Below are 19,558 nucleotides of genomic sequence, written 5' to 3'. Positions count from 1 at the left end.
AGAAAAACGCCCGTCGTAACGGGCGTTGATCTGTCTGCCGGGCGCATCATCCGGCGCGGCTAGAACGCGTCATAGAACAACGAATAATTGGCGTTGAAGCGCACGTTGCGGTCGTCGTTGACGGTGGCCGATCCCACGGGTTTGGCCACGTTGAAGTCGAACAGATAGTATTTGTCGTCGGTGAAGCGCAAACCCAGCGCCACGGAAGACAGGTGGCGCTGGTTCAGGGTTTGCAGATCCTTGTTGTTGTACCAAGTGCGGGCGTAGTCGACCAGGGCGTAGGGCTGGACACTGGACAGGTATTCCCAGCCCACGCCGAAGCGGCGGTTGATTTCCGCCGAGACGCCAACGCCTTTGTCGCCGCTTTGTTCGCCTTGGGGATAGCCCATGGCGTAGCGCCAGCTGCCGTACGAGACCTGTTCGGAAGACGGCAGGATATTGCTGGAGTATTGCGCCGCGCCCGAGAAAACCAGGCCGATCTGTGCGGGCAGCACGAATGTCTGCTTTGCGTTCAGGTTGTAGCGGGTGAAATCCAGGTCCAGCAGCGGAGTGGCGGAGTAGCCGTAGTTGGTCGAGATATCTTTTTTCGCGCCCGCCGCGTCGAAACCCTTGGCCACGCTCAGTGTGACGTCCGTCGCTTTGGTTTCCGACACCTGGATGTAGCGCATTTCGGCCGTGGCGGCGCGTACTTGCGCATCCTGCTGCAGCCACCGGTCGGTGTTGCGGGCTTCGTACCGGTCCTTGGAATTGGCGGCATAGACGCCCAGGGTCCCGGTCAGCGAGCGGGTGTTGTTCAAGAGGAACGGGTAGCTCACGCCAACGCCGATACGGTCGTTCTTCACTCGTCGCTCGAAGCCCAGCATCTCGATGGCATCGTCCTGCGGACGGGCATCGTAGTGATAACCGTCGATCTTCACCGCCAGACCATCCGCCCCTATGGGCACGCGGATTTCTCCGGACACATACTTCACGTCATCGGTATTGAAAGGTACCGAGGCGGTCAGCTTTACTTGCTCGCCCAGGGGCGTGAGGCTGTTGGTCGCCATGTTCACGATGGGCTGCATGCCGGTGCCCAAGTCCGCGATGCCGCCGGTCAGGCTGACGGGCTGGCGGCTGGCGGCCAGTACCAACTCGGTGGCGCCGTCCGCGCGGCGAGGCAGGTCCAGGCTGGGCGTGAACTTCACCCCCGGCACGGTTCGCATCAGATTCAGTTGGCGCTCTAGCGTGGCCTGTTTGAGCGGCCTTTCTTCCTGCATGGGTGCGGCCAGGGTTTCAAGCCTGTCCCGCGCATTGCCGATATCGCCTTCGATCCGCACGTTGCCGATATAGCCCTCGACCACGGTCACCACGACCAAGCCATTGGCGAACGTCTGGTTCTGCAGCAGTGCGAAGGACAAGGGAAAGCCCTTGTCACGGTAGAGCTGCGTGATCTTGTCGACTTCCTGGACCAGTTCGCCCAGGCTGATTTCCTTGCCTGCCAGCGGGCTGAGCAGTCCCGACACTTCCTCGAAAGGAATCGCCCGCACGCCGCTGACATCGAAATTGCGCGGCACGATGCGCTGCGCCAGCCGGGCTTGCAAGGCGAGTTGTTCCGGCGTGGCGGTCTGGACATAGGGCGGCGGTTGCGTAGCAGAGGGCGGACGCTCCAGCCTGGGCATGGCATCCACCGGATTGCCCCGTAGAGGGCCTTCCGCCTGAACTTGGGAACCGGCTGCCAGTGCGCAAAAGAGGGCGAGGTAAATCGAACCCGCCGGGGATATGCATCTCTTGCTTTTTTTGTCTCTCATTTCCGCTGGCGCTTCTGTGCGGATACCCGATATCGGTCGAGTATCCAATGGAAAGGGGTCGCAACACTGTTAAGAAAAGGTTGCATTTCCAGGTGCGTATATGGTGCCAGTATTTCCTGCTGAATGACAATTCATTTCAGATTTTGCCCTCATAAACCTGGTGGATTTACATTATTTCGAAATTTTTGATTGTTGCGTAATATGTTTTCGCGCAAAGATAAGCGCTAATTAGGTGGTTTTATTAATGTTTTCGAAAACTTAGGAGTGTTTGTTACACATCTTATGTCGCAATATCGCGAAATTCAGTGAAAACCCTGATGTGTATGATTTGGCAATATATAAACTAAAGATACGTATCAAAAATACGCAAAATGTGTGGACCCGCCCGGAGGCGAAGATGGCTGGGGATTACCGCAAGAAGCATTGCAACTGCCTGCCGGCCGCGCACTGGCGCTGCCGCTTGCCACACAGGGAGCGCTCATGAGTCCGGGCGACGTCGTTCCGCTCTCTTTCAACAGCAGCCTGGTGGCGCTGTCTTTCTTGATTGCTGCGTTGGGCTCGTATGTCGCCCTGCTGGCGGCGGCGGGTATCCGCGCGGAAACCCAGGATGGCGAAATCCGCGTCGGCTATATCGTCATTGGCGCGATGGCGATGGGCGGCGTCGGTATCTGGAGCATGCATTTCATCGGCATGCTGGCGCAGAACCTGCCTTTTGAAGTTGGTTACCAAGCTGGCCTGACGATACTCAGCTTCGTGGTTGCCGCCGGATTTTCCGGATGGGCTTTCTGGTATGTCGGCCGCGACCGTTTTACTTTCTTGCGCTGCCTGGTCGGAGGCTGCGCCGCGGGGTTTGGCGTGGCGTCCATGCATTATGTCGGCATGAGCGCTGCGCGCATGCCGGCGGTATTGCTCTGGAACCTGCCGCTGGTGATTTTGTCGGTGCTGATCGCCGTCATCGCGGCCACGGCGGCGCTGTGGCTCGCCTTCAACATCCAGAATGAACGCCAACGTATCGGCGCGGCCATCCTGATGGCCGTTGCGGTATGCGGTATGCATTACACGGGCGCCGCGGCCGGCGCGGTCGTCTGCACGACGACCAACGATGCCATGGGCGTGCATATCGGCGGCGCCATGCTGCCCTATATCGCGTTCGCACTGTCGGCCGTCATCTTGTTGCTTATGCGCTGGCACTTGCAGCGCGCCTCGAAACGCTTTCGCGCGCGCACGGCGCAGCGCATCGACTCGATCATTGAATCGGCGCCTGGCATGGCTACGGACAGATTGCCCAGAGCCACGCCAGGGCCCTAGTTGGACCCTGGACGCGGGCCGCGAGAATGATGGCGGCTTGCGAGCAGTTCCAGGCTTTAGGGGGCTGGCCCGGCGTTATGAAAACCGGCCCCGGTGATCAATCGAGACCCATGGAGCTCGACATGAAAGCAACGCTTGCGCAGTTCTGGAATGACGAAGATGGCATCACCGCACTGGAGTACGGGCTGATCGCGGGAATGGTGGCGGTAGCCCTCATTGTCGCGGTGGGCGCGTTTACCGGTTCGCTCAAAGGCATGTTCGAGGAGCTTGGCACCAAGCTTGACAACGCCAAGACCGGCACCTCCGGCGGGGGCACCACACCACCCGCCGGTGGCTGAACCGCAAGTCAGTTCGTGCCGTGGCGGTGGTGAGTGTCTAGCCGCCGCGGCGCGCACCCGCAATACGACATCACTTGATTGAAGGAGTCCGCGTCAGTTCTGGCGCGCCTGTCGTCGGCTTCGTTTTTTCGGAAGGTCCTGCCTTGTATCCAGGGGAAGTGCTGTGGTGGCTGTTGTTTGCATGCTGGATTCTGGCGCTGATTCACGCGGATCTGCGCTATCGCCGTGTTCCAAACCGGCTGGTCGTCGCGGGACTCGCGGGGCAGTTGCTGTGGCTGTTGGCGGCCTTGCTGGTGCCCGGATGGGCCTACCCGCCGCGCTGGTCGGGATGGCTGATGGCGCTGGCGGGTTTTCTGGCGGCCGTGCCGTTTCTGCCGCTGTGGGCAAGGCGTCAGATGGGCGCAGGCGATATCAAGGCCATCGCCGTGCTTGGGCTGTTGCTGGGGTTTGCGCCGCTGATGGTGACGCTGGCGCTGGCCAGCGTGCTGGCCGGACTGCATGGCCTTCTGTATCTGGCAGTGTCGCGGGTCTGGGCGCTCAGCCACCGGGCACGCCAGATTCCCTATGCTGCGTATCTGGGCCTGGCCGCCGTCAGCGCGGTTCTTATTCCGTGGAATTCGCCCTGGTATTCGTGGTGTTCTTCCTGGTGCTTTACGGGATCCTGACCTATTCGCTGGTGGTGGCCGCGCAGCATTCCGTCACGCTGGCTGCGCAGGATGGCGCGCGCAAGGTATTGCAATGGCAGGCGGGCTCAGCATCCTTGACCGCCCGGGCGGACGCCGGGCGCGATTCGGCGCTTTACCAGGCGGAATGGATCAGCACCATGTCCGCGGCTCCGGTCCAGGTGGCCGTCTGCGGTAACGGGGGCACGCTGAGCAGCGCCGCTGGCGGCGCCTGCAGCGGCCTGCCATTGGCGCAGGACCAGGTCGAGGTGAACGTGTCCTATGCCTATGGCGCCCATCCGCTCATTCCGTCGCTGCCATTCCTGCAGACGGCGCTGATGCCGGCGTCCAGCGTGCTGAGCGCGCGCGCGACAGTGCATCTGGGCAATGCGCTGGGGGGAGGGGGCTGATATGCGCGCCAGTCCGCAACTTCGAAGGGGGCGTCCGTTGCGTGCGCGGCAGCGCGGCATTGCGGCGCTCGAGTTCTCCCTGACGCTGACCATGCTGTTGCTCTTCATCTGCGGAGTGGTCGGGTTCGGCGCGCTGTTCTGGATGCAGCAGCAATTGGCCGCCGCCGCGGCCGACGGCGCGCGCGCGGCCGTCTATGCCCGCTTCAACGGCCAGGCCGACGTGCCGGCAGCCGCCTGTCTGGCGGCGATGGGCACTTTTTCGGCGGGGTCCGCGGTGTTGTGCAGCACGACACGGGCGCCTTGCGCCTGGACCGGAGCCGGAGGCCGGCAGGCCGATTGCGCCACCGTCGCCATGACCTACACCACCCAATCCTGGCCATTGCTGGAGACGGTGCGGGGGCTGATCACTGCGTTGCCGGGCACCAACCGGAACTGGATACCGAGCAAGTTGTATTCGCAGGCCATTGTGCAGATATCGCAGGGGACACCATGAGCAGTCTGAGCAAGATCGTCGCGGGGTTGTTGCTGGTGGCAGGCCTGGTGCTGGCCTTCGTGGCATGGCGGCTGGCGTCGGCGCCTGTAAGCGCGCCGGCCACCGTGGCGCCAGCGCCTGTCGCGGCGTCCCCGGCCGAGCCGGTCAAGCTTTATCCGGTAGTGGTGGCCCGAGAGCCGATACCGGCAGGATCGCGCATCGACAGCGCAAGAATGTTGACGGTGGCGCAATGGCAGGTCGCGCTGTCGGGAGGCTTTGCCGATATCGCGCCGCTGGAAGGCGCGGTGACGAAGGTCGACATTGCTGCGGGCGATCCCATCGTGCCCAGCCTGCTGACCCAAGGTCTGGCACGCCAACTGAAGCCAGGGGAACGCGCCGTCGCCATCGCCGTGGACGAAGTGGTGGGCGGCGGTAATCGCATCGTGCCCGGCGACATGGTGGATGTGTTTTTCATGATCGAGAAAAATGCCGAAGTGGCTGTCGGACAGGCTCGCCTGCTGCAGTCCCAGGTGCGCGTGCTGGCCTATGGCAAGGCGTCGGTGGAAGGGCCGGACGAGAAGTCCTCCCTGCAACAGGGCGGCCCCGGCCAACCGGCGCGTACCGCGGTGCTGGCCGTGCCGGTCGACCGCGTCAACGAACTCATGCTGGCCAGCCGCGCGGGCCGTCTGCAACTGGCCCTGCGGCCGGTCGGGGATGAGGGCATGCCGGACGCGCAGCTGTTTGCGCAGCGCGGCACGGTGTTGCCAGTCCGCGCCGACCTGACTCCCTCCCAGCGCGAGGCGCTGCTGTCCGGACCCAACCGCGCCTATGCCGGCGAGAGCCTGGTGCAGCTGGACGGCACTACGCCCGCGGCGCTGGCGCCAGCGGCCCGCGCGGCGGTCCGCCCGGCGGGTTCCGGCGGTGGCCGGACAGTGGAAATCATCCGAGGAGAAAAATCCGAGCGCGTGCGCTATTGAACGGGGCTGCGGGCGGACCAGGCGCTGGCCGCAGCCGGACTTTTTCCATTATCAGGTCCTGCACAATGAAGAAACATCAGCGCACCACCATGATCTGCCTCTTGTCGGCCGCGGCAGCGATGACGCACGGTGGCCTCAGCCTGGCACAAAGCACAGCGCCCACGGCCAGCGCAAGCGCGCCGGCGCGAGATATCTCGATGTCGGTCAAGGGGCAGCAGACCGTTACGCTGGGTAGCGGCGCGCCTACGCGCATCGCCATCGGCGATCCTGAGGTGGCGGACGTGAAGGTGCTGCCCGCCACCGGCAAGCGCGCGGGCGCCGTGCTGCTCTATGGCAAGAAGCCCGGCACCACGCAGTTGCAGGTCTGGACCGGCGGTAGCGCCGCGCCGCAGATATGGAACGTGCGCGTGGGTGGCGGCGTGCAGGGAGCATTGGCGAGCCGCGGCCTGGAGGGCGGCGCCAACGTGGACTTCGCGGACGGCCGCGCCGTCGTGTCCGGCCATGCCGATTCGCCGCTGGGGCAGATCGCCTCGGCCACCATGGCAGCGTCCACCGTGGGCGGCGAAAAGAACGTGGTGGACCTGTCCACCGCGGGCACCGGCGGCGTGGTGCAAGTGGAAGTCAAGGTCGTGGAAGTGTCGCGTTCGGTGATGAAGGCGGCTGGCATCAGCTTCACGGCCAGCAATGGGCCCTGGAGCGGAGGCAGCTCCACCATGCCCGCCAGCCTTGGCGGCCTGGTGGCGTCGGGCTTTTCGCTTTTCTACGATTCCAACAATTTTGCGGCGCGGCTGCGCCTGCTTCAAACCAACGGCATGGCGCGAGTCCTGGCCGAGCCGACGCTGGTGGCCTTGACGGGGCAGAGCGCCAGTTTCCTGGCTGGCGGCGAGCTGCCCATTCCCCAGGCCGGCGGCCTGGGGACGGTCAACGTGACCTTCAAGCCCTTCGGCATCGGCCTGACCGTCACGCCGACCGTGCTGTCGCGTGACCGCATTTCGCTGAAGGTGGCGCCCGAGGCCAGCGAGCTGGACTACACGAATGGCATCGCCATCAATACCAGCACGGACACCAGCACCATCATTCCGGCCCTGCGCACGCGGCGCGCGGACACCACCGTGGAATTGGGTGACGGCGAGAGCTTCGTCATCAGCGGCCTGGTATCGCGACAGACCAAGGCCATGGTCAACAAGGTGCCGATGTTGGGCGACCTGCCCATCATCGGAGCCTTCTTTCGCAGCGTGGATTATTCCCAGGAGGACACCGAGCTGGTCATCGTCGTGACCCCGCGCCTGGTGCGCCCCATTGCGCGCGGCGTGGCCCTGCCGCTGCCGGGAGCCAAGCAGGAGCAGACGGATACGGCATTCAACGCTTGGGGCTATTACCTGACTGGTCCGGTGGGTGGCCAGCAGATGCCGGGCTTTTCACGGTGAGCAATATGAAGACACATGCCAGCGAATGGGTGGGCCTGCAAAACGGCACCCGGTTCCTGTTCTGCTCTCAGGGCAATGGAGTTGCCGCGCAATTGGGACAGGCTTTGGGCGACCTGGGGATGCTGACCCAGGAATTCCCGCGTATAGAAGAACTGGCGCGGCGTTTGACCGAGATCGGGCCGCAAGTGGTGTTTCTGGACTTCACGCTCAGCGACGACGAACCCGGAAAGCTGTTCAAGTCGGCGGAACTGGCGCGTCTGCTGGCGCGCATCGCGCCGACCGTGCCGCGCGTGGCTGTCGGATACCTGAGCCAGCCGGAGGGGGCGATCGCTGCGTTGCGGGCTGGCGTCAGCGATTTTGTCGACCCTTCGGTGGCGCCGCAGGAAATCAAGGAAGTGGTGCTGCGCCTGCTCGACAGGCCGGCAGGCGGGCGCATGGATGGCACGCGGCGCAGCGTTGTGCTGCTGGGCGCGCGTCCCGGCGTGGGCACCAGCACGCTGGCCGTCCATCTGGCGGGCATGGTGCAGGATCGCCTCAAGCTTGCGCACAACCAGCGCGCCACGGCGGCGGGCGCCAAGCTGCCCAAGCCGTCCGGCGAACCGCTGCCCTTGTCCAGCCGCGTCGCGCTGATGGACATGGGCTGGCCGGTGGGTGATTGCCAGCTCTATCTCAACATCGGCGGCGATTTCGACTTCGCCGAGGCGGCGCGCAATCTGCGGCGCCTCGATTCCACGCTGCTGGGATCGGCCATGGCGCATACGGCCAATGGGCTGAGCGTGCTGTCGCTGCCGCGCGACCTGGGCCAGATGCGCGATGTCTCGCAGTCGGATTCCTTGCTGGTGTTTGAGCGCATGCGCCAGCATTTCTCGATCGTGGTGGCCGATACCGGCGGCTTCACCAATCCTGAATTCGTTTCCGGCCTGGCACGCGCCTCGCAATTGAACTGGATCGTGACCGACCAGAGCGTCGGCGCGCTGGTGTCCCTGGCGGGCCTGCTGCAGGAACTGGAGCAACTGCACGTGGACAGGCGCAGCCTGGGGCTGGTCGTCAATCGCTATGACGAGCGCTATGGCATGACGGCACAGCAGATCGCGGAACGCTTCCAGCTGGAATTGGTGGGCACGCTGCCGGACCGCGCGCTGGCCTTGATGGTGTGCACGAACCGCGGCCACCTGCTGCACGAGGAGGCTGAGCGCGACGTCTACGTGCGCGCGGTGCAGGGACTGGCGGAACGCCTGTGCGCCGAAGAGAGCACGCCCGGCGGGCGGGCAAGCTGGCTGGCTACCTGGCTGCCGGGCGTGCATCGCCGCATGGTGGTCGGTTGACGGACAGACAGAGACGGACGGCTACGGGATCCGACATGATCATGACAGCGACGATAGAGTTCGGCGGCGATGGCGACAAAGGCTTTTCGGCGTCGGACCGCTACCAGGAAGTGAAGACGGCCGCTTACGAGCACCTGCTCTCCCGCATCGAGGAATTGGGCGCGGAGTTCGGCCGCTGGGCCAGGTCGGCCATCCAGGAATTCGTGGACATCGAGGTCGCGAGTTTCGTGCGCCTGCGCCGGGTGCCGATCAACGAAGGCGAAATGCGCGCCATCGCTGAAGCCCTGACCAAGGAACTGGCCGGCCTGGGGCCACTGGAAGACCTGCTGGCCGATCCCGCCGTGGAAGACATCCTGATCAACGGCTACGACAACGTCTTCGTCTCGCGCCGAGGCGTACTGGCGCGCGAGACGCTCCGATTTACCGACAATCAGCATGTGCTGCGCATCGTGCGCCGCATCCTGGCGCCGATCGGCAGGCGGCTGGACGAATCCAGCCCCATGGTGGATGCGCGGCTGCCGGATGGTGGCCGCCTGAACGTGGTGATCGAGCCTCTGGCCGTGGATGGCCCCATGGTGTCGATCCGGAAGTTTCGCCAGGACCCGCTCAAGCCGGCCGACCTGTTGACCCTGGGCACGTTCGATGAAGAAATCTACCGGCTGCTGCACGAAGCCGTGAAGAACCGCTGCAATGTGCTGGTGTCCGGCGGCACCAGCTCGGGCAAGACGTCATTGCTGAACGCGTTGGCGTTCTTCATTCCCGAGACGGAGCGTGTGGTGACGGTGGAGGACACCGCGGAGTTGTCGCTCAACCATCCGCACGTGGTACGGCTCGAGTCACGCCAAGGCGGCTTCGATGGCAGTGGCGCGGTCACCATCCGGGAGCTGATCCGCAACAGCCTGCGGATGCGTCCGGACCGTGTGGTCGTGGGCGAAGTGCGCGGCGCCGAAGTCATGGACATGTTGCAGGCCATGAACACCGGGCATGAGGGATCGATGGCGACCATACACGCCAACTCCCCGCGCGAATGCCTGTACCGGATCGAAATGCTGGCTGGCTTTGCCGGCTTCCAGGGCAGCGAGGACAGTCTGCGCAGGCAAATCGCCAGCGCGCTGGATTTCATCGTGCAGATCGGGCGCCTGTCCAACGGCAAGCGCCGCGTGCTCTCCGTGACTGAAATCACTGGCATGGGCGACAACGTGATCTCCACGCAGGAACTCTATCGCCACGAATCCTATGCGACACCGGACGGCGAGGAAAAGGACCGCTGGAATTGGCTGGGCATCCACCCCCACACGTCCAAGCTGGCCAAGCTGCGCAACGAGGCGCGCGCCAACGACAACGCGACCGACGACCGCGACGGCGGGGGCGGCGGATTCTGGAGCAGGAGGCGCTGATGCTCGAAGTCCTGGTGCTCGCGAGTCTGGCGGTGGTGCTGGCCGTCGGGGCGGTGCTGCTGTGGCGGCATGCCGACCGCAGCGCCCGCCGTGCGGCCAGCTCGGCGTTTCTGGAAAGCCAGCTTCAGCGCGGTCGCGACGAGGCCGCCGGCGGCGCGCCTTTCGCCGAAGGCGCGCGAGAGTTCCGTAGCGGGTACGCCGGTTGGGACCGCCTGCTGCGGCTGGCGGGCCTGCGGCAAAGCGCCGGCCTGTATCTGCGCATCGCACTTCCCATCATCGCGGGGGCCGTGCTGGCCTGGATATTCCTTGGTGTGCTTTCCGCGGCCGTGACCTGCTTGCTGCTGGCTGTGTTCGCATACTTCCTGCTATGGCTGCGCGCCGAAAAGCGCCAGCGGCGGATGATCTCGCAGTTGCCGGCGTTCCTGGACAACATCGTGCGCCTGATCACGATTGGCAACAGCATGGGCGCTGCCTTCCAGACCGCCGCCAGCACCACGGACGAGCCCCTGCGCGAGGTGGTGGAAACCGCGGCGAGCCTCAGCCGTTCCAAGGAACTGGACGCGGCTTTGGCGCACGTATCTCGCCTGTATGGACTGAAGGAGCTGTACATGGTCGCGGCGGTGGTGTCGCTGGCGATGCGCTTTGGCGGCCGCAGCGACCAGGTGCTTGAACGCATGGCGGCCTTCATGCGCGATGTGGCGCAGGCGCGCAACGAGTTGACCGCGAGTTCGGCGGAGGTCCGGCTATCCGCGTGGATCCTGGCGTTGCTGCCCGTCGGAATCGCGGGCTTCATCATCGTCGCCAACAACAATCTGTTCATGGGCCTGTGGGAAGACCCGCAGGGCTTCAGGATGCTGGTCACCGCCGTCTGCCTGCAGATCGGCGGTTGCTACTGGCTGTACCGCATGGCCAAGGCAATTTGAAGGGAGGCGCCGCATGGACATCCTGCGATCCTGGAACGCTTCCACCTTGCTGGCGATGGCGCTGATGCTGGTGGCGGCCGGCCTCTTGGTGCTGGGCCTGAGCATGGCGCGACGCCTGCGCAGCCAGGGACGCAGCCGCCAGGTGGTGGATCAGGCGCTTGCCGCGCGCGCAGGGGGGGCGACATCCGCGGCCCCGCAGGCCGATGGCGGGCAAGGCCGGCTGGCGGCGGCCGCGCGCGCGGCCGACACCTTTGGCAAACGCCTGAGCGAAGGGCGGCTGGCCGATGCATTGCTGGCGGCCGAAGACCGCAAGCTGGTCGACATGGCAGGTTATGCCAACCCCGGCACCGCGCGCTCACGCTTCGTGCTGATCCGCTTCGGACTGGCGATCCTGTTGCCCGTGGCGGCGGTCATGCTGGATCTGCGCCAGCATCTCCCCGACATGCCGCTGGGCGCCTTCGTCGCCGCTTTTGTCGGCTTCGCGATCGGCTACATGTTGCCCAAATGGATCGTGCAGCGGCGCCTGGCGCGCAGGCGTCGGCAGGCGGCCGACGAGCTGCCCTTGTTGATCGACCTGTTGCGCCTGTTGCAAGGCGTGGGCCTGTCGATCGACCAGAGCCTGCAGGTGCTGGTCAAAGAGTTCGGCCAGGTGCTGCCGGTGCTGTCGTTCGAATTGCGCCTGGCCTCCGAACTCTATGTGCGCGGCCGAAGCCGCGAACAATCCCTGGCCAGGCTGGCGACGGGATTCGACAACGACGACCTGTCCGCCATCTGCCGCCTTATCGCGCAGGTCGATCAGCACGGGGGAGCTGTCCAAGAGCCCCTGAACCGGTTTGGCGAGCGCTTGCGGGACAAGCGGAGGCTGGAGCTGAAGGAGAAGGTGGGCAAGACCACGGTCAAGATGACGGGGGTCATGATCGTTACCCTGCTGCCCGCGCTGTTGATCGTGACGGGCGGGGCGGGATTTATCGCGGTGTTGCGCGGTTTGTCGCGCATGGGGGGAATGTGATGGATGGCGCGACGAAGGGCGGGGCATGCGCATGGCGATGCGCGCTGGTGGCTACGGTGGTGGCCGCGGGCGCGGGCTTGAGCGGCTGCAAAACCAATAGTGCGGAATCCGCCTGGCAACTGATCCAGCAACAGCAGCAGGAACAGGCCTTGATGCGGCAGAAGGAGGACGAGGCCGAGAGCAAGCGCCGGCCCAAGGAACCGGAAATGATGTTGTCGATGATCGTCGAAGCGCAGCGCCAGGAGCGCTATTTCGCGTCGCTTGCGTACATCGACGGCTATCAGCAGAAGTACGGCAACGACGCTCGGGTGGCGGTCCTGCGTGCCGAAGCGCTGCGCCAGACCGGGCAGGCGGCGCTCAGCGAACAGGCGTACCGTGCCCTGACCACCACCGACCAGGCAGCCGAGGGTTGGCATGGCCTGGGCCTGATCGCCGGTTCGCGCGGACAATTCGACCAGGCGGCCGACTATTTTTCTCGCGCGGCCAGGCTGGCGCCCATGGACGCTCGGATCCTGGGCGACCTGGGCTATGCGCGCTTGCGGGCCGGGGACCCGGCGGGAGCGCGGGTGCCCCTGGGGCAGGCTGCCGAACTGACGCCGGAAAGCGGCAAGGTGCTGGCGAACCTGGCGGTGCTGCTGCTGGTCGAGGGCGATCCGCTCAAGGCGCAGCGCCTGATGGAACGCGCGCAATTGAGCGAAGAGGCGCGCGGCCAGGTGCTGCGCCTGGCGGCCGAGATCCGCGGCCAATTGGCGCCGGCGCCCGCCGTGTCTCATTTGTCCCATGAGCCTGCCACCCGCGTTTCCAGTGGCGGCCAGGCCGTCATGCCGATGATGAGCCCCTTGATGGAAGGGCTGGGCAACGGCCCCATCGTGCGCTGACCCCCAATCCAAGGAAGACCGCCATGTCCAGTTTGATTCAACGCGCTTTATTCTCTCTTGCCTGCGCCCTGACCGCGCTGACGCCGTCCCTCGGCCAGGCGCAATCCAACGCCCCGCTGACGGGCAGCATGTCGGACGCCTCCAGCAACGCGCCTGCGCCCGCCGCGGTGCCCTCCGCCGCCTCCATGCCGGACCGCCCGGTGGTGCAGCAGGTGCAGACCCCCATGCCGCAAACGCCCGCCGCCGCATCCGCCGCCGCGCCACCGGCGCAGGAGGGCTTTGGCGACGTGACGCGGGGCCTGCTGGCGGCGCAGGCCGACGGCAGGCGCGCAGGCAACGCCTTGCCCGTGCTGGGGCCCGTCTCCACGGCGGCCTGGAATCGCTACCTTGAAAGCTTCAAGCATCCGATTCCGGAGTGGTTCGACCGGAATGTGGAAGTGCCCAACATCCAGTAAATCCCGGGAGCCGTTGGTTCCCGCCGCGTGCGGATACGGAGTCGAAAAAGCATGTCAGCCGGCTGTCTACCTTCTGCCAGTCTGCCGCGTCAACGCGGAAGCATGACCGTGGCCGTCGTTTTCGCGGTGCTGGTTGGAGTCGTCCTGCTGGGCGTCCTGCAACTCGGCTACGGGTTCTACATGAAGCGCGAGATGCAGAAGGCGGCGGACCTGGCGGCGCTGTCGGCGGTACAGGTCCTGAATCTCGGCTCCAGCGCAGACTGCACGCGGGCCGTCGCCGCGGGCAAGGCGTCTGCCCTGTCCAATGTGCCGAATATCCTGGACGCGTTCACGGCTGCCGACTTCACGGTGGAATGCAAGGTATGGGATCCGACACGTTCCGACGCGTCCGGCATGCATGTCTTCGACGCCGCGGGCGGGCAGGCCTATAACGCCGTGCGGGTCGCCGTCCGCAAGCAACTGGCCAACCTCATCCCCGGCGTGGGCGGTGTCACGGCGTCGGTCGCGGCGGTGGCGACCAACACGCAGCCTGTCGCGGCTTTCACGGTGGGCTCGCGCCTGTTGCGCCTGGAGCGGGGCGGTCTGCTGTCGCAATTGCTCGCCACGGTCGGGGCGTCGCCTTCGCAGCTGGACGTGCTGGACGCCGCCGGCCTGGCCAAGGTGAACATCACGCCGGCCGGCCTGCTCGAAGCGCTGGGCCTGCCCCTGTCGGCCGCTGCCGGCGTGGGCACGCCCGAGCAATTGACGGCGCTGGACAATCTGACCCTGGGCCAGTTGCTCAGGGCGACGCTGAGTGTCATCGACAAGCAAAAGACGGTGAACGCCGACGTCGGGATACTGAGTTCGGCCATCAACACGGTCTTGGACCTGATGCCGCTGAACCTGCCGGTGAAACTGTTCGGAGACGGAGGCGTATTGAATCTGAATGTGGTGGGCGGCGATCCCGGCGCTGCCTTGCAGGCGGAGGTCAACGCGCTCAACATCCTGGAAACCGGCCTCGCCATTGCCAATGGCAGCAATCTGATCAACTTGGGCCTGAGCGTGCCGCTGTTGGGCCTGGACGCGCGGGTGCGCATCGTCGAGCCGCCCGCCGTGGGCGTAGGCGGGGTGGGTGCGCAAGCGATCAGCGCAGGCATACGGGTGTATCTGCGCGTCAACACCAGCAACATCCCGCTAGTCGGCCCCTTGTTGGCCAACACCTTGAACACAAGGGTGGACCTGCCCATCATCATCGACGTGGCGCAATCCATGGGCACGTTGCGCAAGCTGTGCGAAGCACCGCTTGCCGAGAACCAGGCCGTGATCGACGTGACGTCGGCGGCAGCCAGCGTCTGCCTCGGACGCTTTCCGGGCATGGCGTCCGCCACCGACTCCAACGCCGCGAATTTCCAGTCGCTGACGAATCGCTGCGAACCCAGCGCATTCAACGCCATAGGACGTCATCAGGTCTTGAACGTGCTGGGCATACTGCCGTTGACCGCCAAGGTCACGCTGCCTGTCTTCAGTTCCTCGGCGCCCGTGTCCGTGACCCTGACCGCGCCGCCGTCGCCTGATTCCACCGCCACCGTCAGCGCCACCAACATCGACCTGTCCAAGCTTGCCTCCAACCTGACCGACGCGGTGATAGGCGGCATCCTGGGGGATCTTTACAACACCGGCACGCCGCTGACCGAGGCGCAGCGCAATGAATTGGCGACCCAGCTCGTGGGCGGAGACAAGAACAATGCCGGCAAGACCGTCTCGAAAGTCGTCAATGACATGCAGTGGTCCAAGACTGCGATGGACCAGCTCGGCGCCCGCCTGACGACCGGAGGCTTGACGGGGGTGCTCGGAGGCACGCTGCAGCTGGTGGGAGGCATCTTGAATTCGTTGCTGCTGGCTCCGCTCAGCGATGTGACCTGCGCCCTGGCGCTGACGCCGAATGCCATTCGTCAGTGCCGTGTCGATGCGGTCGGCGCATTGGCCCTGAACGGCGGCGGACAGGTGGGCGGAGTGCTGTCGGTGGTCATGACTTTGCTGGATCCCCTGCTGAATTCGCTGTCTGCGGTACTGCAGCAGTTGCTCAACGTGCTGGGCATGAGCGTGGGCCAGACCGATGTTTCGCTGATTTCCGTGGATTGCGGCAAGCCCCGCCTGGTGTACTGATGATGAGTTCCGTGACCCGTATCCTTCTTTTTCCGGCATGGTCCCAGCGATGAGCCAGAATTTCGCGCGCGAAGAGTTCGACGTGTACGTCTGGGAAGGCACCTCCGACATTGCCAGCCGCGCCGAGCGCTGCCTGGCGGGCATGGACGTGTCGCTGCTGCGGGCGGACGCCGGCACCGCGTTTCCGCCGCCCCGCGACCTGGCGCGGCCGGCGGTCGCCCTGGTGTCGGTATCGGTGATGGGAGACAAGCGGTTCAGCGGCTATGACTGGCTGGCGGCGCAAGGCATGCCGGTCATCTGGGTGGCCGCGGAAGCGCGTGGACGCGACCCGCGCTACTACCCGCCCGAGTACTCCTATACGCTGCCCTTGGCCTTCACTCCGGCCGACCTGCGCAAGCTGCTGTACCAACTGCTGGGCACGCTGAATCAGCTCAATCGTGCCACGCCCCGCCGCGAGCAGCCGCTGATCGCCGTGTCCACGACCATGCAAGACCTGCTGGCCGAAGCGGAAATGTATGCCGATTGCCGCAGCAACGTGCTGATCCACGGCGAAACCGGCGTGGGCAAGGAGCGCATCGCGCGCCTGCTGCATGATCGCGCCGCCTGGTCCGACGGCCCCTTCGTGGCGGTCAACTGCGGGGCTATCCCCGAAGGCCTCTTCGAGGCGCACTTCTTCGGCCATGCCAAGGGCGCCTTCACGGGCGCGATCGGGGCCCACAAGGGTTACTTCGAGCAGGCCAGCGGCGGCACGCTGTTCCTGGACGAAATCGGCGATCTTCCGCTCTATCAGCAGGTCAAGCTGTTGCGCGTGCTGGAACAGAACACGGTGACGCGGCTGGGTTCGACGGTGGAGGTGCCGGTGGACTTCCGTCTGGTCGCTGCCACCAACAAGGATTTGCGGGCGCTCGTGGGGCAGGACGAATTCCGCGCGGACCTCTACTACCGGCTGGCGGTCATCGAGCTGCGCATTCCCAACCTGGAGCAGCGCGGGCCGGAAGAGAAGGCGGCGATTTTTCGCTCTTTGCTTCATAGCCAGGGCGTGGAGGACGAGCTGCCCCCGTGGCTGCTGGAGCGCGTCTCACGCACGCGCTACGAGGGCAATGTGCGAGAACTCTCCAACGTGGCGGAACGCGTCGCGATTGCGCGGCGGCAATTCCAGGCTTGGGATCGGCCGCGCATCGAACGCATCTTCGACCAGCTGGCCGAGCCGCTGCGCGTGGCGGGGGCGGCCGCCGCCGCACGCGCCGAACCTGCCGTATTCACCGACGCCGAGCGCGCCGAGCGCGAGCGCGTGCTCGCGGCGCTGGACGCCAATGGCTGGCGCCGCCAGGATACCGCGCACACTTTGGGCATCAGCCGCAAGGTGCTGTGGGAAAAAATGCGCAAGCTGCAGTTGGGGGCGGGGCAGGGCGAACCGGCCGACGGCATCGCCGAGGCGCTTTGAACGCGCAATAGGGAATGGCCCGTAGGGGGCGACAGTCAGAGAGAGGGCGGTTGTAAGCGTATCTGTCTCGATCGCAAGAAATTGCTATAGTTCCGCAACGATTTTTTTGGGGAAGGCATGAACGTCCAATTTATCCGTGGCGCCGCCCGCATGGCGCTGTTGGGCACGGCCCTGTCCGGCCTGGCTGCTTGCGCCAGCGCGCAATCCGAAGCGCCCCGGCCCACGGTTAAACAGGTCGAGGACACGCAGGCGGCATCCACTCCGGTGACTCCTCCCGCGCCGCCTCCTGCCGCGCGCCCGGCGTCCACGCTGTCGGAGCTGCAGGGCCTGATTCAGAGCCGCCAGGTGTCGGAGCTGCGCACTGCCTATAACGGCACGTACGGCGCCAGCCTGCTGTTCAAGCCGGACGACCTGACCTATTACGTCGCGCTGTTCCAGCAAAAGGATTTCTGGCGCGTGGTGAAGACGCAGTCGGACAAGCAGGCCGAAGCGACTTACCGCGCTTTTGTCAGCCAATCCGCCGATCTGGCGGAAGTGGACATCAAGCGCATCAAGATGCAGGCTGAATACGCGCATGCCGAGAAGCTGCTGGCCAGCCGCAGCGCCGAACTCAGCACGCTGCAGGCGGACCGCACGCTGCGCATGCAACAGGAAGAGCAAGTTGCGGCGCGCCAGGAACAATCGCGCCAGGAAGCCACGGCATTGGCCGATCAGCAAAAGGACGTGCGCCAGCAATTGCGCGATCTGCAGCGCCAGATCGACGCCCTGCAGGCCCAGCAGGCCCAGGTGGGAAATCCGCCCGCGCAGAAGCGCGGCAAGTAAGCGCCTGGCCAGGCAGAAAAGCGGGCCTGCGGGCCCGCTTTGTCCTGGGCGGCCAAAAAAAGGGCCTGCGCGCCAGGGGGGTGATCGCCTGCCGGGCGCGCTTTCTTGTATTCTGGGAGTTGCACCCCATATTGATGCCATGGCACTTAAAGTTTTCGACCTCCAGTGCGAACACAGCCACATTTTCGAAGGCTGGTTCAGTTCGCACGAAGACTATGACGCGCAGCAGGCGCGTGGCCTCGTCACGTGCCCGGTTTGCGGCTCCGCCAGCATCACCAAGCGCTTGTCCGCGCCACGCCTGAACGTCGCCCATCTGCATGCGCCGGCGGCTCAGCCCGCGCTGCCCGCCAATGCTTCCGACGCCGACAAAATGGCCGCATTGCAGGCGGCAGTCATGCGTCAGGTGCGCGCGCTGTTGCGCAATACCGAGAATGTCGGTCCGCGCTTTGCGGAAGAGGCGCGCCGCATCCACGAAGGCGATGCCGACGACCGTCCCATCCGCGGCACCGCGACCCCCGAGGAACGTGAATCGCTGGCCGAAGAGGGTATCGATGTCATGGCGGTGCCCGACTTCCTCGACGACGAACGGCTGCAGTGACCCGGTGCGCCGCCTCTAGCCGATTCGGACAGGGGAACGGGCGCGCGGGACGTCAGGTGCTATGCCTGCGTTCACCGATCTTGGCCGAGAAGCGCAGCAGATAACCATCAGGGTCCTGGACCAGGAACTCGCGCACGCCGATTTCAACGTCATTGCCGCGATACCACTGCTCTGCCGGATTCCGGAACAGAGGCCATTTGGCGCTCGCACGCGCGGCCAACCCAGAACTTTGCACGGCGAATTTCCACAGCCGCAGTTCTCCAGCTCAGGCAGAGTGTTGCCGCGGTCGGCGCAAGCATTCCGCTTCGACAGAAAGTCGTCGATGAATGCATCAACCTTGTCGTACTCCGCGTGAGTGCCGATGAACTTCACGTAGACGATGCTCACGTTGAATTCCCATGTGGTCCGGCTAGATGCCTTCCAGCAAGGGCCGCAAGATGGGTCAGGTGGACAGCAAAAAAAAACCAGACCCGAAGGTCTGGTTTTTTTCCCTGCTTGCCGGATCAGTTGTTGACGCGGCTGCGGTATTCGTTCGTGCGGGTGTCGATTTCGATCTTGTCGCCGATGGCGCAGAACAGCGGCACGTTCAGTTCGTAGCCGGTGTTGATCTTGGCGGGCTTGGTCACCTTGCCCGACGTATCGCCACGCACGGCGGGTTCGGTGTAGGTGATTTCGCGCACGATGGTGGTGGGCAGTTCAACCGAAATGGCGCGGCCGTCGTAGAAGACCACTTCCACGGGCATCGCTTCTTCCAGGTAGTTCAGGGCGTCGCCCATGCTTTCGGCTTCGATTTCGTACTGGTTGTACTCTTCGTCCATGAAGACGTACATCGGGTCGCCGAAGTAGGAGTAGGTGCACTCCTTGCGATCGAGCTGGACGACTTCGAACTTTTCGTCGGCCTTGTAGACCGATTCGCTGGCCGAGGCGGTCAAGAGGTTCTTGAACTTCAGCTTCACAACAGCGGCGTTACGGCCGGACTTGTTGTATTCGGCCTTCTGGACCACGAGGGGATCCTTGCCGACCATGACCACGTTGCCGACTCGCAATTCCTGAGCGGTTTTCATCGATAAAACTCCGGGGGTGATGGGTGCACTCGCCGTGCTTGCATAAAGCCGCCGCACCTGGATCTAGCGGCTTCGTGCACACCCCGGGAGGCGTCATAGTTGAGGCCCGACAGATAC

20 protein-coding genes are annotated in these 19,558 nt (G+C 64.8%); 17 read left to right on the top strand and 3 right to left on the bottom strand.

Annotated elements, in window-relative coordinates:
• Positions 1-59: 59 nt before the first annotated feature.
• Positions 60-1,658 carry a ShlB/FhaC/HecB family hemolysin secretion/activation protein gene (locus CEY08_RS16105; RefSeq protein WP_223306510.1) on the bottom strand — a complete coding sequence of 533 codons (1,599 nt, stop codon included), beginning with the start codon at positions 1,656-1,658 and terminating at the stop codon, positions 60-62.
• Positions 1,659-2,267: 609 nt separating this feature from the next.
• Here CEY08_RS16105 and CEY08_RS16100 point away from each other — a divergent pair.
• From CEY08_RS16100 to CEY08_RS16020, 17 genes are all read left to right on the top strand, one after another.
• Positions 2,268-3,095, top strand: coding sequence for an MHYT domain-containing protein (locus CEY08_RS16100; protein ID WP_076817795.1), 828 nt, complete (start codon positions 2,268-2,270; stop codon positions 3,093-3,095).
• A gap of 122 nt (positions 3,096-3,217) precedes the next feature.
• Positions 3,218-3,433 (top strand): Flp family type IVb pilin, encoded by a 216-nt coding sequence (locus CEY08_RS16095; protein WP_076817793.1) that lies wholly within the window; start codon positions 3,218-3,220, stop codon positions 3,431-3,433.
• Between the two features lie 74 nt (positions 3,434-3,507).
• Positions 3,508-4,098: an A24 family peptidase gene (locus tag CEY08_RS16090; RefSeq protein ID WP_232033820.1), complete on the top strand. Its 591-nt coding sequence runs from the start codon at positions 3,508-3,510 to the stop codon at positions 4,096-4,098.
• Positions 4,044-4,505, top strand: a complete 462-nt coding sequence (locus tag CEY08_RS16085) for a TadE/TadG family type IV pilus assembly protein (RefSeq protein ID WP_076814648.1) — start codon at positions 4,044-4,046, stop codon at positions 4,503-4,505. Before CEY08_RS16090 ends, CEY08_RS16085 begins: the two co-directional genes overlap by 55 nt.
• Before the next feature lies 1 nt (position 4,506).
• On the top strand, positions 4,507-4,998 hold the full coding sequence (locus tag CEY08_RS16080; protein WP_063641158.1) for a TadE/TadG family type IV pilus assembly protein: 492 nt from the start codon (positions 4,507-4,509) through the stop codon (positions 4,996-4,998).
• Positions 4,995-5,954, top strand: a complete 960-nt coding sequence (gene cpaB / locus CEY08_RS16075) for a Flp pilus assembly protein CpaB (RefSeq protein WP_042794411.1) — start codon at positions 4,995-4,997, stop codon at positions 5,952-5,954. The genes CEY08_RS16080 and cpaB overlap by 4 nt, the downstream gene beginning before the upstream one ends.
• 65 nt (positions 5,955-6,019) lie before the next feature.
• On the top strand, positions 6,020-7,381 hold the full coding sequence (locus tag CEY08_RS16070) for a type II and III secretion system protein family protein (protein ID WP_088607729.1): 1,362 nt from the start codon (positions 6,020-6,022) through the stop codon (positions 7,379-7,381).
• Entirely contained in the window at positions 7,378-8,706 is a 1,329-nt protein-coding gene (locus CEY08_RS16065) for a MinD/ParA family protein (RefSeq protein ID WP_063959774.1), read from the top strand. Before CEY08_RS16070 ends, CEY08_RS16065 begins: the two co-directional genes overlap by 4 nt.
• 35 nt (positions 8,707-8,741) lie before the next feature.
• Positions 8,742-10,103: a TadA family conjugal transfer-associated ATPase gene (locus CEY08_RS16060; RefSeq protein WP_063641161.1), complete on the top strand. Its 1,362-nt coding sequence runs from the start codon at positions 8,742-8,744 to the stop codon at positions 10,101-10,103.
• The gene (locus CEY08_RS16055) at positions 10,103-11,026 is read left to right on the top strand and encodes a type II secretion system F family protein (RefSeq protein WP_076814646.1); all 924 of its coding nucleotides are present in this window, start codon (positions 10,103-10,105) and stop codon (positions 11,024-11,026) included. The genes CEY08_RS16060 and CEY08_RS16055 overlap by 1 nt, the downstream gene beginning before the upstream one ends.
• A 13-nt stretch (positions 11,027-11,039) precedes the next feature.
• Positions 11,040-12,035 carry a type II secretion system F family protein gene (locus CEY08_RS16050; protein WP_063641163.1) on the top strand — a complete coding sequence of 332 codons (996 nt, stop codon included), beginning with the start codon at positions 11,040-11,042 and terminating at the stop codon, positions 12,033-12,035.
• Positions 12,035-12,913, top strand: coding sequence for a tetratricopeptide repeat protein (locus CEY08_RS16045; RefSeq protein WP_076814645.1), 879 nt, complete (start codon positions 12,035-12,037; stop codon positions 12,911-12,913). Before CEY08_RS16050 ends, CEY08_RS16045 begins: the two co-directional genes overlap by 1 nt.
• Positions 12,914-12,936: 23 nt before the next feature.
• Entirely contained in the window at positions 12,937-13,368 is a 432-nt protein-coding gene (locus tag CEY08_RS16040; protein WP_076814643.1) for a DUF3613 domain-containing protein, read from the top strand.
• Positions 13,369-13,470: 102 nt separating this feature from the next.
• A complete protein-coding gene (locus CEY08_RS16035; protein WP_084738575.1) occupies positions 13,471-15,513 on the top strand; it encodes a pilus assembly protein TadG-related protein in 2,043 nt (680 codons plus the stop codon).
• 49 nt (positions 15,514-15,562) lie between these two features.
• The gene (locus CEY08_RS16030) at positions 15,563-16,957 is read left to right on the top strand and encodes a sigma 54-interacting transcriptional regulator (protein WP_076814639.1); all 1,395 of its coding nucleotides are present in this window, start codon (positions 15,563-15,565) and stop codon (positions 16,955-16,957) included.
• Between the two features lie 117 nt (positions 16,958-17,074).
• The gene (locus CEY08_RS16025; RefSeq protein WP_076814637.1) at positions 17,075-17,779 is read left to right on the top strand and encodes a DUF2968 domain-containing protein; all 705 of its coding nucleotides are present in this window, start codon (positions 17,075-17,077) and stop codon (positions 17,777-17,779) included.
• Between the two features lie 139 nt (positions 17,780-17,918).
• Complete coding sequence (locus tag CEY08_RS16020; RefSeq protein ID WP_076814635.1) at positions 17,919-18,377, top strand: DUF1178 family protein; 459 nt, start codon at positions 17,919-17,921, stop codon at positions 18,375-18,377.
• A 52-nt stretch (positions 18,378-18,429) separates the two neighbouring features.
• Here CEY08_RS16020 and CEY08_RS30170 read toward each other — a convergent pair whose 3' ends face one another.
• Together CEY08_RS30170 and efp are read right to left on the bottom strand one after the other, a co-directional pair.
• Entirely contained in the window at positions 18,430-18,612 is a 183-nt protein-coding gene (locus tag CEY08_RS30170) for a VOC family protein (protein ID WP_232033821.1), read from the bottom strand.
• Positions 18,613-18,880: 268 nt separating this feature from the next.
• Positions 18,881-19,441 (bottom strand): elongation factor P, encoded by a 561-nt coding sequence (efp, locus tag CEY08_RS16010; RefSeq protein ID WP_006220534.1) that lies wholly within the window; start codon positions 19,439-19,441, stop codon positions 18,881-18,883.
• Positions 19,442-19,558 lie beyond the last annotated feature (117 nt).

This window comes from Achromobacter insolitus (assembly GCF_002209555.1).
GTDB lineage: Bacteria > Pseudomonadota > Gammaproteobacteria > Burkholderiales > Burkholderiaceae_B > Achromobacter > Achromobacter insolitus.
Note: the sequence above shows the minus strand (reverse complement) of the source record. Positions and strands in the feature narration are given on the sequence as shown.